This window comes from Virgibacillus salexigens (assembly GCF_000723585.1).
GTDB lineage: Bacteria > Bacillota > Bacilli > Bacillales > Amphibacillaceae > Virgibacillus > Virgibacillus salexigens.
Genome location: NZ_CCDP010000001.1, coordinates 2,325,371 through 2,341,689 on the forward strand (window position 1 = coordinate 2,325,371; position 16,319 = coordinate 2,341,689).

Here is a 16,319-nt window from a genome sequence, read left to right on the forward strand (position 1 = left end):
CTTCTCTTTCTACACCTTCTTGAATAAAACCACACTTTTCGTAGCACTTTATTGCATGTTTATTATATTGAAGCACCCGCAAATCGACTCGATGTAGGTGAAGTTCTTAAAAAGCATACTGTAATACTAATTGTGTAATCTCTGTTCCTAATCCTAAATTCCAGACGGAGGGGTCAAATAAACCCACAGCATAACGTCACGATTATCAGCTTTATTAATTGATAGCCTTGCTTGTCCAACTAATCGTCCTTCAAATTCTACACACCATTCCAGCTTATTTGATTTTATGGCATCTATGAAATTTTTCGCTAGTTCCATAGTCTTTGGGGATATATTTTTTGTATCTCCACCGTACATTTTGACAAGTTCTTTGCTTACCTCAACATTAAAAAAATCCTCAACATCTTTCTCTATTGGTTGCCGTAAAAACACTTCATTTCCTTTAATTAGTGGAGCTACATTTATATTTCCCCTCCAAAGATTAGACTTTTCTTCAGCAACTGCGCCCTTATATTGAAATAAATGTATATTATGCTTTCTCCAATAATCTTGCAGCCTCAGCAGCTGTTGGAACTTCAAGCACGTTCTTTTCAGCAAACTCCTTCCCCTGTGGGTCTCCGCTTCTTTTGATCCATTTTGCAGCCATTTCAAAATCGTATGTCGTCCGACGAAATTCAACTCCCATTGGACTAAGTAGAAGCCAGTATGCTCCTGGTTCATCAGCGAATGGCATCCCTACACTACCAGCATTTAAAATACGTATATCACCTGCTTGTCTCTCAAATTGCATGTGAGTATGACCACAAACGACAATCTTTTGCTGGACATCTGAGAAAATATTGGTGATCCGTTCCTGCGAGGTAGGCGGCGTAAATATTTCTTCATCACTACTCGGCGTAGCATGACAAAATAAAACGTCGCCTAATCCACCAACGGGAAGCGTTATCGTTGTTGGTAATTCTGATAGAAAATCCCTTTGAGACCGGGTTAACTGACTAGCTACCCATTGTTGGTTTTCACGTCCCTTTTCCGACATAGCAGAGGGGGGTGGTTTACCATCAAAAGCCATCACCACTTCCCTGTCTCCATTTCCACGAATAAAATTAACCGTATCAGCCAATGATAAAACCCGTTCTAAAGACCGCCTAGGCATAGGTCCAGAAACTATATCCCCTCCAACGACAATTGAATCTGGTTTAATTTCTTTAAGTTCCTTTAGTACCGCACTCAACGCTGGTAAGTTCCCATGAATATCATAAAGTGCAGCAATTTTCATACTAAGTCCTCCAATCTAATGTTTTCGTTTTTTTTCGCTTTACTTATGTAAACGAATATTTCAAATAAAAAGATACGCCTTTGTTAAAATTCTCAATGAGGCCGCTGGAATCCTCTTTCACCAATCTAGCTCTACCCTTGAATAAGCAAATGAAATTATCTCTTTGGCTATATTTCAAGCAACAATATGCCTCTATTCAGGAATAACTACGACTTTGATTTAAAGTATATGATTTTAAAATTACCTTCATCCAAATCTTCAATATTAGCTTTAACAAGAGTCTTCATCTTTCCTTCTTTTTAGTTTTTCTCTAAATCCAATAGTCTTAATCTTTTTCTTTTACAGTTAGAAAATTCACCAACTCATCTAAGATCCCAGTAAACTTTAAAACTTCTGATAAATGATAAAAAGTGCTTGACTATGCAAAGTCATTCCTTTGATCATTTGGTGAATAGAGAATAACTTTCTTATTTAGTCCTAGGGCTATCCCTAACTCAATATGGCTACTTTTTCCTGCTGGTAATAGAATCACTATAAAATCAGATTCAATCACAGCATTCTTTTCTTTTTGACCAATTTGTTTTAATTCTTTAAATGTCGAAGCTCTTTTATTTTTAGTCCAATCATATGTATGGATATAACCCTTATTTTTCAACTGTTCACTAACGTAACGTACTTTATCTATATTTTTGAAACTTGATGCAACATAAAACTTCATTTTGTTCTCCTCTCTTAAGAACAGCATTAAAATTTTATGATTCCCCACAATTAGTTATTCCAGAATCCCCTATTGCAAAATAACCTCCTTTTAGCAATCTGATTCGTTTCAACAATACTGAAAGCATATCCTTTCTTCCAGAAATGTACCCGCCAGACACAACGATTACCCAACAAATGTTAAAGCCAGCAAACTAACAGCAAGTGTAAGAATTGCAACCCCAATGATTATGTACATGACAGACTCAAAAGATGAAAGATTCCTATGCTTCTTCTTATTTGTCAAATCTCTTAAATACATAAAGGAGCTAAAAACTAATATTGCTAAAGCGACTACCAGCAATATTTCTGCAAAGAATATCAAACAAACTCCCCCTTAAATATTCATGGATTACATCTAAAGTTAGAAAATTGATTTAATTTATGAATCGCATGATTGTTTGATTTAAATTGCACCCTTCTTAGGGTGTTACCTATTTGCGATTCGTCCATTAATTTAAATTAACTCTAACAACATCCTTTTACCAATAAGGCTCTTCTTCATTAGACAAACTTAAAACAAATGGATACAAACCTAATACTAAAAATGAAATAAAAATGGCAATAATTAATGATGCGCTTACAGAAATTTCTAACCAAGCGTTTATAGGTAAAAACACTATAGGAATAAGCACGAACACGCCAGCTCTTGTTCTGGATGAAGCGGATTCGTATTGTTTTTTACCACAATATGGACATTTTAATCTAAAGGTAGTTCTAATGGTTTGTTTCCAAGACCATTTTTCACCGCAATTTTGACAAATTGGCATTTTTAATCCCCCTTTATATTAATCTTCACAAAGGAAATGACTGATTTCTTCCGCACGTTTGCTTAATAATAATTGGGCTTTTTTAGAAAGGAATATTTAGCAATTACAAATCATAACGACATTTCCGTCTGGATCTTTTATATTAAACCAGGCTGTATCGCCTACCCGCTCTATTTCTCTCACAATTTCAATGCCTTTGTCTTTAATATATTTATACGCTTCCTCAATATTTGGAGCATATAAATTAAAAATTGGGCTTGGGCTTATACTATGTTTGAATTCAGGATCAAACGTATGGTCATCTAGAGTTAGAGAAGTTGTCCCGACTAAAGGTATATTATAGACTGGTGAAACGACTTTATCTAAATCAACATCTAACCCTAACAATTCCGTGTACCATTTTGTTGAGATCTTCAGATTAGTTACGTGAACAAACACCCCATTCATTTGGTTCTTAACTGGTAATGCTTTTTTCATTTTAAACTTCCTCCTTTTCCGCTCTTATTCAAGAAAGGCGCAGATACATAGTCGACGTTTAGCTGGTCATCTTTTCTTCCCTGACTCTTCGTATTGTAATAATTAGTCAGCATAATACCAGAATACTTGAATATTTTATGGTTCACTAATACCTACCGCAAGCAAAAGAAAATAAGCCACTGCTAAAATTGCGCTATTCAGTACGATTCCTGTTATCACAAACTACCATTTTTTAGATATTACAGCAAAAATAATCCCAAATACTGAAAGTCCTGCTTAATACATAGATAACTAGAATCAAGTTTGCATTAGGACCTCTTATTATTAAGAAGAAAAAAACACTCACTACCACTGTTGATAGTGATAGAATCCCCTATACACTCTTTGCCTTTTCCTTATGCAAATTTGCAACCTCTTAACTTTGATAAAATCATCTAATCGCGTTTTAAACCTGTTTGTATATATCTAAAGATAGGGAATAAATCGCTTACAAATTCATTCTAATCCTAACCTACATTCTTGTTCTTTTATAAACACTAAAGATTACCAAGCAGATGGTTAATAATAAAATGGTCAGTACCAAAGGGTTACCTTTTCCGAATACACTCGCTAACAGATAACCAAACGTAGGGATTCCAAAGAAGGATAAAATGGACGGAATAATAAACATTCCTAATAAAATGCCAAGAATAAATATCAAAGAAGTTACCTTTTTCCCACTCAAATACATCCCCCTAGATATTCAAATTTATTTAGCAGTCTGTCCGCTTCTTAAGAAATACATTTGTTCAATAATTTCTATCTAAAAAAAGAAGCAAATAACTTGCTGAGCAGAGAAAGATTGCAGCTTGAGTTAGGATATAAATAGATAATTCAATGAAAGTTAGCTTTCTTTCTCGCTTTATTTTCTTAAAATGTCTATAATAGTAGAAAGAACATAGGAGTAGTAGTATCGCCGATAGTTGAAATATATTCTCCAACAGATTAATCAATAAACCATCTCCTCTGATTAGTCACATACATACCCCACTTTTAAAATAATTTTATAAATTAGCCTTTATTTAAAAACAAATTATTTTAAAATTCAACGTAAAAAGGGTGGCTTTTCTCATTTAAACTATATTGAATTCTCTGCTTGAAATTTTTCCAAGTTACTATTTCCAATGCTCTCTCGATAGGGAAGAAATTGACTTCCAATGCTTCTGAAGTCGCAGTTAATTCTCCTCCTATTGGTTTACCTAAAAATAATGTATTACATATAGAAGCAGTGACATTTTGAAATACACCACAAAACTGTGTAACCTCAATATCTAAACCGCATTCCTCCTTTGTTTCCCTAACTGCCGCATTCTTTAAGGATTCACCTACTTCAACTTGTCCACCAGGTATTTCCCATCCTCTTTTAGGTCCTTTAATTAATAGTATTTCTTTATGGTCATTTAATACAATAACTGCTGCTGATATAATATGTTTCGGCGATGACATCTTTGATCCCCCGTTCTTAAATTTTAACACTCGATATAGAAAAGTAGTTATTTATCAATGATTATTTCTTGTTTACTAAACATCTCATAAGCAAAATATCTAAATAAATAACCTAATCCAGTTCCTAAACTAACTGTGATTAGTAAAAAACAGGGACAAATATGCCTGAAATTATGCTTATGCTACAACCGCAGAACATTCCTAAAGGTATTAAACTATCTAATAAATATTGAATGCTTTTTAATTTTTTCTTACCTAGGGTACCTTGGTTATATTTATATTTAAGTCTTTCAATTACAAATACTCCGATTCCTCCAGCTATTACAACAAGTGCAATTGCCATAAAAAACCCCATTTAGAATCTCCTTCATTAAACTTTATTCTTTAAAATGCTATTTAGTTTAATAGTAACGTTTCGCTTAAAAGATAAATAGCCTGAATAGTAAAAAAGACTAGAAATATTCCAATAAATCCTAGTAAAAGTAAGATGCTACTGATGATGTATTCGCTTGCTAATATTATCCTTTTCTTTCATAACCTAGGCCAACTGAAGAAGGATGTTTCTTTTGCCAGAAAAAATGCCCAATTGCGACTTTATTTAGTTCGCTTTCTTAGATAACGTTATTATAAGCGCGAATAAGATTAAACCGAGTATAGAACTCAAAACAAATCCAGAAAAATAATGAAAAATAAAATATAATAGCAACATCGTAATTAGATATCCTACTAGAATAGCTGGCAAAAACCTCTTTAAATTCATTGCTAATACCTCCTATAAAAAGCATCACTCTATTTCTGACGAAGGTTATTCCAGATATACGTCGATTGTTCTGTTTTAATTTGATTTTTCATCATATTATTGACCAATTTTTAAGTTATTCCACGATCTGTCCCGAGTCTTGAACAATCAAATAGCTTTTTAACATAGGATGCTAAAAGGGAGTACCAAAAGCTGCAACTAAAACATAAAAAAAGCTGAACCAATAAAGATTACACTATAACCTATAGCCCAAACAAAGCTAATTATATATTCTTTTTCTTCCTCTATACCTTTTTTATATTCCATCACAGTACGAATACTCATCAGGATTGTTAGAAAACAAAACAATAATACATAAATTGCTATATAGGAAAGAGACAAAGCTGCTATGAGAACACTAAAGATAAAAACAATCAACAAAGTATTTTCTATCCATTTATGGGTATTATTAACCGGTTTATATAGACGGATACCAAAAACAATGTTATGTTTTTTCCTGATGAGTATGTCTAAGCTAAGAGTACCAACCAACCCTACAAGGATAAAGCCCAGCAAGTAATTGCTCATTAAACCTCCCCTTTACAGTTGAATTAATGAAATGTATCTTAAAAGGGAAACGCTAAGTCGAAGACGAATTCAATAGAGGAGACAAGAAATTCTTCAAAAGATATTTTGAATCAGTTCCTAAAATTAAGTCTCGTATTCATTCAAACAGAAAATAAACCTTCATGTACAAGCCCATTATACTAGATCATCATCACTTCCAATAAATCCCAAATCTCTTTAGATATTTCACTTCTTACTTAACCTATTTCATATAGAAATGAGTAACCTTATACTATGGTCGAGAACTCTCTAAAATGGACGACCAATTTATTCTGTTCCCTCTCTATTTTATAGCACAGCAGTTGATGAAAAAGGGGGTATTCCTAAAATTATTGTTTAGTATATCGAATCGAGGGGATATCACATTAAAAGAGTGGCACTTGCGCACCGATCGCAGAATAATATTACGCTTCTAACTTAACTGATATGGCTAATGTCCCCCATTCCTTTTCTTTTTCTGGAGTATATATTTTATATGTATTTTCCACCATTTCTTCAACAGACTCGCCAACCGTATCTAAATCGCTAGGGGAAATGTCTTCGTACATTTCTTTGAATGTATTATAATTTCTTAGACCTGTAACTTTCACTGTTACAGCATCGTTTTTGTCAGGGATTTGTACAAATTCAATTTTATCTCCAATATTTAACTTTCTTCTTTTTTCATCATATAAACGAACTTCAACAATTTTTCTACCTAATTTAATGGAGTTAAATGGTATTTCAAATAATCCCATCTTGTGAATCACGATTTCTTCACTCCTTACTAATTCATGAAAAATACCCATTACTATATTTCAAACACAATCCTTTACCTGGTTCGCACCTTATTCTGAAACACCTAAAAATCGTGGAATAGCATTATTTAAGTCGGTTTTCCAAGGATTCAGTTGCCAGTTTAAGTGCAGTTAAGCGACGCTCATTTATTGTTTTTTGCGAACTGCCTTCTTTTGCTTTTGCTATCTGTTTTTCGATAGATGCAATAAAACCTTGTAAAGTATCCTTAGGGGCCAATATGATTTCTTCGTCATAAAAAAACGCTTCCCCTTTCCAATCGTCTTTGAAACTTTCTAAACCAATTTTTACTGCGTTTCGCCTTTTTTTAACAAGACTTATATTTGACACTTTTTCAGTCATGCTTTTATAAGCAGTTGAAAGTTTATTTAAAGTTGAGTCCAAGGATTTAATGGATAAATCTTGGATTTCTATGCTAGCAACCACCATATACGAACCTCACTTTCTTTTTTTAGTAATTCAAGAATCTGACTGTAAAGCTAATGAAGCTTTTTAAGAGCTGGATTTTCCTGCCCAAGCTCCTTGCATTTTACTTAGGAATACAATTTGCCCTATATGATAGGCGTCGTGCATTGCTAAACTCTTCAGTTCAAGCATTAATGAATTATCTTCTCCTGGAACCTTTCTATACAAATCCTCATGTTCTGATTTTGCTAATATTTTTCCAAGCTCACGATGAACATAAAAGTATTCTTGTTTTGTTTTCTTCCAATTATCTACCGTCTTCGTTGGTAATCGAAAAGTAGATTCATTGTTTTCTGCCTGTGGTTCATTCGCAGTTTCACCAAGAAATCGCATCAGAAATCTCTTTTCATAGAAAAGTAAATGACACACTAATTCCCAAATGGAATTCATTGCCCCATCAGTTGGTTTCCAAATTGCCTGTTCAAAAGTAATATCCTCTAGCGCTTTTTCAAGTGGCGGAAACCAGTCTCTTTCATCTAAGCAGCTTGCCCATTGTTGTAACAAAAGTGTCTTTGCCTCCATTTTCTATTCCCTCCAATTTATTCCTTTTAAAGATAATCCCTCAGGAAATCTCATTTTTGCAAAAATTCATTTTACAATGACTTACTCCAGAATATGGCTCTGTTCTCAAAAATCAGGGACAATTCTATAATCGAGCATTGTACCCGATTACTTAAGATCGATCCTATTTATAAAGTCATAATGATTTTTATAGTATGTCATTCGGTAAAGATAGCGAGATTCTCCAGTGTGGACATTAAACCTGCATCGTGATCCTCCTTTCGTATTCCTTCAGGTACGTTTTCGCAAACGATAGTGACCTTTGTACCTTCTGAAATGGTTTCCAAAAACCATTTTTGTGTCATCTCACCTGAGAACTCTGGATCCTCGGAATCGAACGTTACGGATTGAACAATTCGCTTGTCTGGAACTAGTTCCAAAAATTTCCCTTGGGCTACATCGGTGTTTTCCGAAGTTTTTCCAGAATTTGAGTGATTCATTTCGTACGTAAGGGTTACTCTATAAGCTCCGCCTTCACGGGGGTCAAACATGTCAATATGACCCGCCATTCCTTTCGGTGGAAGCCAAGAAACCAATGCTTCCGGGTTTATGAATGACTGATAAATGGTTTGTGGTGAAGCCATAATCACTCTTGAAGCAGAATCTATTCTCTTATTATTGGATGGATTCGCCATGATGAAATCCTCCTTTTTTTCGTTATGTCACTGAGTCTTTTTTAGTTTATCACATATAAATGCTCGAAATTTCTTCTCGATTGCTTAAAAATTATCCATTAATCATCAAAATAGCCGTTTGACCCAGTTCTTATCCGAGGGAAGCACCCTATTACAGAATATAGATATATGTTGTAGCCAATAGAAAAGAGCGGCACCTTTACCGACTAATCCAGCAGTACGTGCCACCCTTTTTATTTACTGGGCTATTCCCATATTCTCAATATTATTCCTTTTCCAGTTCAACGTTCTTGACTGGGGAAAAGGTAGAAATCGCATGTTTAAAAATTAATTGTTGCTTCCCATCTGTTTCCATTAACACTGTGAAATTATCAAAAGCCTTAATAACCCCTCTTAATTGAAAACCGTTTGTTAGAAACATGGTAACCGAGATATGGTTCTTCCTTAGCTGATTTAAAAATTGGTCTTGAATGTTAACGGTTTGCGCCATCATACTTCCTCCTCATTTCTGTCTATATATATTAGTTTCTACCTATCTTTTAAGAATCCTGCAAGATCATACAAAATTTTTCTAAATTTTTCATTAATTGTTTCAGGTATGATTGAATACCAATCAACATTCATCTTGTTCCTAAACCAAGTATATTGCCGTTTTGCATATCTTCTGGAATTCTGTTTCAATGTTTCGATTGTTTCAGAGAGGGAGCTCTCACCTTCAAAATAAGGGATAAACTCTTTGTAGCCAATTGCTCTCATTGCCTGTTCCTGTGCATACCCAGCTTGGTAAAGGGAACGAACTTCTTCAACTAATCCCTTTTCAATCATCTCGTTGACCCGTTGATTAATCCGGTCATATAACATGGTCCGATCCATTTCTAAACCAATCAGTTTTAAATCGTATGGTGATTCGGTTTGCTGTTGTTTTTGATAAGCTGTCATCGTCTTTCCTGTTGATTCATAGATTTCTAATGCTCTAATTACTCGCCGATGATTGTTTGGGTGAATCCTGCTTGCCTGTTGTGGGTCAATTTGCTGTAAACGCTGATAAGCAGGTTCAATCCCCATCATTTCGATTTCTTTTTCGATTCGTTGAATTATTCTATCATCCTTTTTATGCGTTGGGAAATTATAATTGTATAGAGCTGCTTGAATGTATAAACCACTTCCGCCAACAATAATCGGAATTTTATTTTTACTTGTTATGTGATCAATATACTCCATAACATAATGCTTAAAATCAGCAGCCGAAAAAGACTCATCTGGCTTTTTTATATCAATCAAGTAATGAGGCACCCCTTGCATTTCTTCGTGGGTAATCTTTGCTGTCCCAATATCCATTCCTTTATAAACCTGCATAGAGTCTCCGCTGATAATTTCCCCATTGTATTGCTTTGCAATTGCAATACTTAATTTTGTTTTGCCTACAGCCGTAGGCCCTACGACTGCAATAACCTTTTTTTTCATGAGTATTCCCCTATTTTTATCTCATTATTCATATGCAATGTAAGCTTTTAACATCCAAATATATTTCTCTAATTTCGCTTGAATACCGATAAGTAAATCCTCTGATGGAGCATCATTTAGTTGTCTCGCTTCAGGCAATCCTTGATTTCGAATTTCCGTAATTATTTGTTCAAAATCATGAATTAATTGGCTCATCAGCTCATTCTCTTTATCATCCGCACTGGCTTCCACTAGTGTTGCTTCTTTTAAATACTTTATCATCGTTGCAAATGGCTTCCCATTGATCATTAGAATTCGCTCAGCTACTTCATCAAGGTCTTTCGCCATTTCTTGATACATTTCTTCAAACTGGGAATGTAACTGGAAGAAATGACGACCTTGAACAAACCAATGATAACGATGGAGTTTCACATATAGTACAAATTGATTGGAAAGTAATTGATTCAGGAATTGGATTAATTTTTGGTTTTCCATAGCGTACACCTCACTTATTTTCTATTAGTGTTTGGAGGTGAAGCTATTTTTATACTTTACATGACACGTTTAAACATTTTTTCCAATTCATAGGTTGTAAAATGGACGATAATTGGTCTCCCATGCGGGCATGTAAATGGATCACTGGTTTTCCTCAGATCGTCAAGTAAATGGTACATTTCATCTTGATTCAGGTAGTGATTTGCTTTAATGGATCGTTTACATGACATTAATGTTGCAGCCTCTTCACGAATGGTTTCAACATTAATCTTCTCTTCATTCATAATTTGATCAACCATTTCTCGAATGACTTCTTCTTCAAATCCAGTTGGAAACCAATTAGGATGGGAGCGAATAATATATGTTTGTTGCCCGAATGACTCAAAAAATAAACCTGCAGCTTTTAATTCTTCTTTATACTGATCGATCCATATTGCTTCTTCTTTAGAAAAATCAAAAGTTAACGGGATAAGTAGCTCTTGTAATTCATTCGCTGGCTTTCCTAGTTTCTTTTTAAAGAATTCGTACTTTACCCGTTCTTGTGCTGCATGCTGATCAATCATATATAACCCATTTTCATTTTGTGCCAATATATAGGTCCCTTGTAATTGTCCAATGGGATACATGATAGGTATCCGTGGATCATGTGTATCTTGTATTGAAGGACTATCTTCTTGCTGATAAGTGAAGTCGTTTACCTTATTCCAATTGACATTGCTTTGCATTTCGTTCTGCGCTTCTTGACCATCCGTATACGTTTCTTCTTGAGGTTCTTTTATTATTGGAACTTCGGATTGATTGATCAACGGTTCATTTTGAACGAAAGAAGGTTGAACTGAATCAGTTGAAACATTGGATGCAGCATAGGAGTCATGATCATCAAAATGCATCCGGTGCTGTACGGATTTTTCTTTTGGTTCCGGCTTATGTTGAACCTCTGGAATTAAGGTCTGCTGTCTGAATTTGGAAATTATGGTATGTTCGATCGCTTGAAATAACTCCTTATCTTTACTAAAGCGAACTTCCAGTTTGGTTGGATGAACATTTACATCGACCAGTATTGGATCCATGTGGATCGATAAGACGACAATAGGCGAACGTCCAATTGGTAATAGCGTATGATATGCCCGCATGATCGCCTGGGTTAACGGGATGCTCTTAATATACCTTCCATTAATAATCGTAGAAACATAGTTCCTTGATGCTCTAGTCACTTCCGGCTTTGCAATATAGCCTTCGATTGTAAAATCCAATGTTTCAAGTTTTACATAAAGCATTTGGCGCGCAACATTCATTCCATAAACTTGTGAAATAACCTGTAATAAATCGTCTGTTCCTGCCGTCTTAAATAATCCTTTTCCATTATGAGTCACTTCAAAACGAACCTCAGGATGAGATAAAGCCAATCGATTCAGTAAATCTGTGATGTGACCTAACTCGGTATGAATGGTTTTCATATATTTTAAACGAGCAGGTGTATTGAAAAACAAATCACGTATGGTGATTTCTGAACCTTGTCTGGCAGTGGTCTTTTGTTTCTGAGTAATTTTGCCGCCTTCCAATTCCAAATACGTACCTGCTTCATCACCAGTAGAAGTCTGGACCGTTAATCGGCTAACGGAAGCTATACTAGCAAGTGCTTCTCCACGAAAACCAAGTGTTTGAACATGGAATAAATCATTTTCGTTCTTTATTTTACTTGTGGCATGCCTGAGAAATGCATGTTCACAATCTTCTTCCGACATCCCTTCACCATTGTCTGTTACTTTAATTTCTTGTAAGCCTGCTTCCGCTATGTCAATTTTTATCCATGTACTGTTTGCATCTATACTATTTTCTACTAGTTCCTTTACCACAGAAGCAGGTCGCTCCACTACTTCCCCAGCAGCAATTTTATTAGCAAGTGCATCTGGCATCTGCATAATTTTCATGCAAACAATCCTTTCTACTTTCTAAGCTTCTTCTGCAATCGGTACAATTCATTCATGGCGTCCATCGGTGTCATATCAAATAAATCAATATCTTTTAAATCACGTACAATATCAGATTCTTCGGTTGTATGCTGTTTTGGTTTTTGTTTCCCTTCTTCTATAAAAAAGGATAGCTGTCCCGATTCCTCGGTTGCAGCTGTCTCTGACTGTTGAACAGATAGTTGTGACTTAGCTGTACCTTCTAATTCTTGTAATATCGAACTGGCACGTTCAATTAATGACGGTGGTAGTTCAGCTAACTTAGCAACATGAATGCCATAACTTTCATCAGCCGCTCCTTCTTTAATTTGGTGTAAGAAGACAACATTCCCTTCATACTCTTCAGCACGAACATGAATATTTTTCAACCTTGGCAAGGTTTGCTCCAGATCAGTTAATTCGTGATAATGTGTAGAGAAAAGCGTCTTTGCATGAATATGATTGTGGATATATTCAATAATTGCTTGTGCTAAGGCCATACCGTCATACGTACTAGTCCCTCTGCCAATTTCATCAAGCAAGATAAGGCTGCGATCTGTCGCATTCGAAATAGCATGATTTGCTTCAAGCATCTCTACCATAAAAGTACTCTGTCCAGCTACAAGATCATCAGCCGCTCCAATCCGCGTAAAGATTTGATCAAATAAAAGTAAATCAGCGGACGCGCAAGGAACAAAACAGCCGATTTGACCCATAATTACCGTTAGCGCCAATTGACGCATGAATGTACTCTTTCCGGACATATTTGGACCAGTTATTAATAGAATACTTTTATCCTCATTTAAGACAATATCATTTGGAACAAAGGTACCTTCTTTCATTACTTGTTCAATAACTGGATGCCTACTTTTTTCAATGGATAACTGATTCTCTACAAAAGTAGGACGTACATAATTATTCGCTTCACTTACCGTAGCAAATCCTTGTAAGACATCTACATAACTTACCGCTTCGGCTAATTGCTGTAATGCAGGGATATGTTCTTTCATCTTTTCACGAATATCAATAAATAATTGGTATTCTAACTCGACACTCTTTTCTTCCGCTTCTAATATTAATTGTTCTTTTTCCTTTAATTCTGGAGTAATATACCTTTCTGCATTTGTTAGGGTTTGTTTTCGTTCATATTTCCCCTCAGGAAGCAGATGTAAATTGGCTTTAGTTACTTCTATATAGTAGCCAAATACTCGATTATATCCTACCTTTAATGATTTTATATTTGTTTCTTCTTTTTCTTTCCGTTCGAGTTCCGCTATCCATTGTTTTCCGTTTCTCGAAGCATCACGATAAGTATCAAGTTGTTGGTGGTAGCCGTCTTTAATGATCCCTCCCTCTTTAATAGAAATGGGAGGATCCCCTACTAAACTCGTTTCTAATAAATCAACAACCGCTTCCGGGTAATTAAACTGATCTGCCAGATTTTGGACAACAGGCTGTGAAAATTGTTTTAAAATCGTTTTTAATCGAGGAACCTTTGATAATGATTCCTTTAATTGTAGGAGATCACGTGCATTCACGTTGCCAAATGCGATTCTTCCTGCGAGTCTTTCTAAATCATACACTGACTTTAAGGTCTCCCGTAAATCATCACGATCCATAAACTGCTGATAAAAACGATCGACGATTTCAAGTCTCTCTTCTATCAGCTGTTTGTTCAACAATGGGCGCTCTAACCATTTTTTAAGCATTCTTGCTCCCATTGCTGTTACCGTCTTATCCAATACCCATAACAAACTCCCGTATTTTTCTTTCTTCATCATTGTTTCTGTAAGCTCTAAATTCCGTTTGGAATACATGTCCAATGATAAATAGGAACTCAAATGAATTATTTCTGCTGGCTGCATATGTTCAAGTGATCGTTTTTGCGTATACTGTATATAATTTAACAGTCTACTTAGTGATGTTAACAGACGATCATCATGTAAATTCTCACAAAGACTGCGATATTCAGCATTAAAAGTTACTTCATCTTGATAAGATAGGGTGACATGAAGCCGTTCACGCAATTGGTTCTGCAATCCCTCGGGTAAATCGGAGGATATTACAATTTCTTTAATTGGCTGATGATATAATTCATGAAGGACGGCATCCCACCCATTTTCGAATAGAACCAAGCGATTTTCCCCCGTTGATAAATCACTATAAACGATCACGTAGGAATGATTAAAATGGGATAGGCTCGCTATAAAGTTATTTTCCTTCTCATTTAACATATTCTTTTCCATTACTGTTCCAGGTGTAATCAATTGAATAACTTCTCGTTTAACTACGCCTTTTGCAGACTTGGGATCCTCCACCTGTTCACAAATAGCAACCTTATATCCTTTATCAACTAATACTTTTATGTAATTCGCTGCAGAGTGATATGGAACACCACACATTGGGATCGGTTCTTGCTTGCCTGAATCTCGCTTCGTTAAAGTTATCTCTAGTTCTCTAGCCGCTTCAATCGCATCATTAAAGAACATTTCATAAAAATCGCCTAATCGAAAGAAAAGAAATGCATCCTGATGCTCCGCTTTAATTTTTAAATATTGTTCCATCATTGGTGTATTCTTTGTCATGTTTTATCCCCCAAAAATCCCAAGTATTCTTCTGCTATTATAGCATATAATATCGCAGACATTCGATGAATCGATACGATCGATCATTCACATTTCACAAAACAAAAAAATTACGAGGAATAGAATCCCTCGTAATTTTATTTAATCTTTATGAAGAAAATCTGGTTCTACTTCTTCGAGTTCATCATCGGTTAATTCATAATCCCAAACATGGTCATCGTCATCTTCAAATTTTTCCCGTTTAGGGTCTACACGAACGGCTATTTTCGTATCGCCAATTACTTGCACAATAAATTCCCGCTCAATTTCCGCCACAATTTTATGCCCTTTATTTTCAATATTACAGTTTAGACAATTAGGCTGTTGAATCACTTTCGCAATCACATCAAAGTCATCATTTAAACAGTGGTCATCTTTTACAGACAATGGAACCTTTTCGCAATAAGTTACACGCTCTGTAATTGCCTCTGTTTTTGTATTATCATTATACGAATACCAAATATTAATATCGTAGCTGCCATTGATTTCTACTGTGTCTTTGGACTTTTTCTTTGCATTGTATAAATGATTAATTACCCAGCATCCTAGAATACTTGAAGGTCTATGTGATGGCGAAATGGAATGTGTTTCTTGTGAGAATTTGCGACCTTTGCCACATACCGCTTTCGTAATGATCTCTCTATATTCATTATCTAGAAAACTCATAATTACCTTTACCTCCTCTTTTTTCATAGTCATTTTATGCAAGACAAATACCTAAAGTGCATAGCTATTTATGAAAAAGGAAGAAAGGATGGAAAAAAGACAGGAAATTATTTTCCTGTCCAATTGTTAATGGCTGCAACCGGATTTGTTTTTTAGTTTAGACCCTGTTTCTCCAGCTAGGATATCGCCACCAGTTGATTCTATAACATTATTCGTAACCTCTCTTGCGATGGTTCCAGAAACAAGCTGCAATACATCATTTACTACCACTTGTGATTCTTTAAATTCCTGAACTACTGGAATAGCATCAATCTCAGCTTGAAAAATATCTATTTGCTCTTCTACTTGTTTTAAAGCTTCTTTTTTTCCATAAGCCTGTAAATTAACTGCTTGTTTTTGCAATGCTTTTATCTTTGTAATTAACTGCTGTACTTTTTTGTTTTCATTAATTTTAGCCTCGACTTGCTTAAAGCGGTCAATTTCTTCTGTGCTTGCAAGCATGCCTGCTAATTTCTTGGCCTCATCAAGTACTTGTTTTCGTGTGTATTCAGCCATA

The 16,319-nt window shown here is 35.2% G+C and carries 21 protein-coding genes and 1 pseudogene; all 22 read right to left on the minus strand.

Features of this window, described 5'->3' with window-relative positions; genetic code table 11:
- Window positions 1-153: 153 nt before the first annotated feature.
- The 22 genes and pseudogenes from BN990_RS23165 to BN990_RS11215 all read right to left on the minus strand — a co-directional run bounded on the left by BN990_RS23165 (window position 154) and on the right by BN990_RS11215 (window position 16,318).
- Complete coding sequence (locus BN990_RS23165; RefSeq protein WP_238323674.1) at window positions 154-579, minus strand: GNAT family N-acetyltransferase; 426 nt, start codon at window positions 577-579, stop codon at window positions 154-156.
- Window positions 530-1,276, minus strand: a complete 747-nt coding sequence (locus BN990_RS11120) for a metallophosphoesterase family protein (RefSeq protein ID WP_021291484.1) — start codon at window positions 1,274-1,276, stop codon at window positions 530-532. Before BN990_RS11120 ends, BN990_RS23165 begins: the two co-directional genes overlap by 50 nt.
- Before the next feature lie 418 nt (window positions 1,277-1,694).
- Entirely contained in the window at window positions 1,695-1,994 is a 300-nt protein-coding gene (locus BN990_RS11125) for a hypothetical protein (RefSeq protein ID WP_021291485.1), read from the minus strand.
- Between the two features lie 520 nt (window positions 1,995-2,514).
- Window positions 2,515-2,802, minus strand: a complete 288-nt coding sequence (locus tag BN990_RS11135; protein WP_021291487.1) for a TIGR04104 family putative zinc finger protein — start codon at window positions 2,800-2,802, stop codon at window positions 2,515-2,517.
- Window positions 2,803-2,898: 96 nt separating this feature from the next.
- Entirely contained in the window at window positions 2,899-3,279 is a 381-nt protein-coding gene (locus tag BN990_RS11140; RefSeq protein ID WP_021291488.1) for a VOC family protein, read from the minus strand.
- Window positions 3,280-3,790: 511 nt separating this feature from the next.
- Window positions 3,791-4,003, minus strand: a complete 213-nt coding sequence (locus tag BN990_RS11145; RefSeq protein WP_038244161.1) for a hypothetical protein — start codon at window positions 4,001-4,003, stop codon at window positions 3,791-3,793.
- 64 nt (window positions 4,004-4,067) lie between these two features.
- Entirely contained in the window at window positions 4,068-4,271 is a 204-nt protein-coding gene (locus BN990_RS23170; protein ID WP_074436658.1) for a hypothetical protein, read from the minus strand.
- A gap of 85 nt (window positions 4,272-4,356) precedes the next feature.
- Window positions 4,357-4,764, minus strand: coding sequence for an NUDIX hydrolase (locus BN990_RS11150; protein ID WP_038244164.1), 408 nt, complete (start codon window positions 4,762-4,764; stop codon window positions 4,357-4,359).
- Between the two features lie 47 nt (window positions 4,765-4,811).
- Window positions 4,812-5,119, minus strand: a pseudogene (locus tag BN990_RS11155) (hypothetical protein).
- A gap of 243 nt (window positions 5,120-5,362) precedes the next feature.
- Complete coding sequence (locus BN990_RS22605) at window positions 5,363-5,524, minus strand: hypothetical protein (RefSeq protein WP_158295239.1); 162 nt, start codon at window positions 5,522-5,524, stop codon at window positions 5,363-5,365.
- A gap of 198 nt (window positions 5,525-5,722) precedes the next feature.
- Window positions 5,723-6,091, minus strand: coding sequence for a DUF4181 domain-containing protein (locus BN990_RS11160; RefSeq protein WP_038244167.1), 369 nt, complete (start codon window positions 6,089-6,091; stop codon window positions 5,723-5,725).
- Between the two features lie 443 nt (window positions 6,092-6,534).
- The gene (locus BN990_RS11165) at window positions 6,535-6,918 is read right to left on the minus strand and encodes an ASCH domain-containing protein (protein ID WP_420340853.1); all 384 of its coding nucleotides are present in this window, start codon (window positions 6,916-6,918) and stop codon (window positions 6,535-6,537) included.
- Window positions 6,919-6,991: 73 nt separating this feature from the next.
- Window positions 6,992-7,354 (minus strand): hypothetical protein, encoded by a 363-nt coding sequence (locus tag BN990_RS11170; protein ID WP_021291493.1) that lies wholly within the window; start codon window positions 7,352-7,354, stop codon window positions 6,992-6,994.
- Between the two features lie 63 nt (window positions 7,355-7,417).
- Entirely contained in the window at window positions 7,418-7,912 is a 495-nt protein-coding gene (locus tag BN990_RS11175) for a DinB family protein (RefSeq protein ID WP_021291494.1), read from the minus strand.
- Between the two features lie 197 nt (window positions 7,913-8,109).
- Window positions 8,110-8,586, minus strand: coding sequence for an SRPBCC domain-containing protein (locus tag BN990_RS11180; protein ID WP_038244170.1), 477 nt, complete (start codon window positions 8,584-8,586; stop codon window positions 8,110-8,112).
- 265 nt (window positions 8,587-8,851) lie between these two features.
- Window positions 8,852-9,076, minus strand: coding sequence for an RNA chaperone Hfq (gene hfq / locus BN990_RS11185; protein ID WP_021291496.1), 225 nt, complete (start codon window positions 9,074-9,076; stop codon window positions 8,852-8,854).
- Window positions 9,077-9,114: 38 nt separating this feature from the next.
- Entirely contained in the window at window positions 9,115-10,050 is a 936-nt protein-coding gene (miaA, locus tag BN990_RS11190) for a tRNA (adenosine(37)-N6)-dimethylallyltransferase MiaA (protein WP_038244173.1), read from the minus strand.
- 24 nt (window positions 10,051-10,074) lie between these two features.
- Window positions 10,075-10,524: a Dps family protein gene (locus tag BN990_RS11195; RefSeq protein WP_021291498.1), complete on the minus strand. Its 450-nt coding sequence runs from the start codon at window positions 10,522-10,524 to the stop codon at window positions 10,075-10,077.
- Between the two features lie 56 nt (window positions 10,525-10,580).
- Complete coding sequence (gene mutL, locus BN990_RS11200; RefSeq protein ID WP_038244175.1) at window positions 10,581-12,455, minus strand: DNA mismatch repair endonuclease MutL; 1,875 nt, start codon at window positions 12,453-12,455, stop codon at window positions 10,581-10,583.
- Between the two features lie 14 nt (window positions 12,456-12,469).
- Window positions 12,470-15,058 carry a DNA mismatch repair protein MutS gene (mutS, locus tag BN990_RS11205; RefSeq protein WP_038244178.1) on the minus strand — a complete coding sequence of 863 codons (2,589 nt, stop codon included), beginning with the start codon at window positions 15,056-15,058 and terminating at the stop codon, window positions 12,470-12,472.
- Window positions 15,059-15,199: 141 nt separating this feature from the next.
- Window positions 15,200-15,763: an outer spore coat protein CotE gene (gene cotE, locus BN990_RS11210; protein WP_021291501.1), complete on the minus strand. Its 564-nt coding sequence runs from the start codon at window positions 15,761-15,763 to the stop codon at window positions 15,200-15,202.
- A gap of 126 nt (window positions 15,764-15,889) precedes the next feature.
- A complete protein-coding gene (locus BN990_RS11215) occupies window positions 15,890-16,318 on the minus strand; it encodes a RicAFT regulatory complex protein RicA family protein (RefSeq protein WP_021291502.1) in 429 nt (142 codons plus the stop codon).
- Between the last annotated feature and the right edge of the window lies 1 nt (window position 16,319).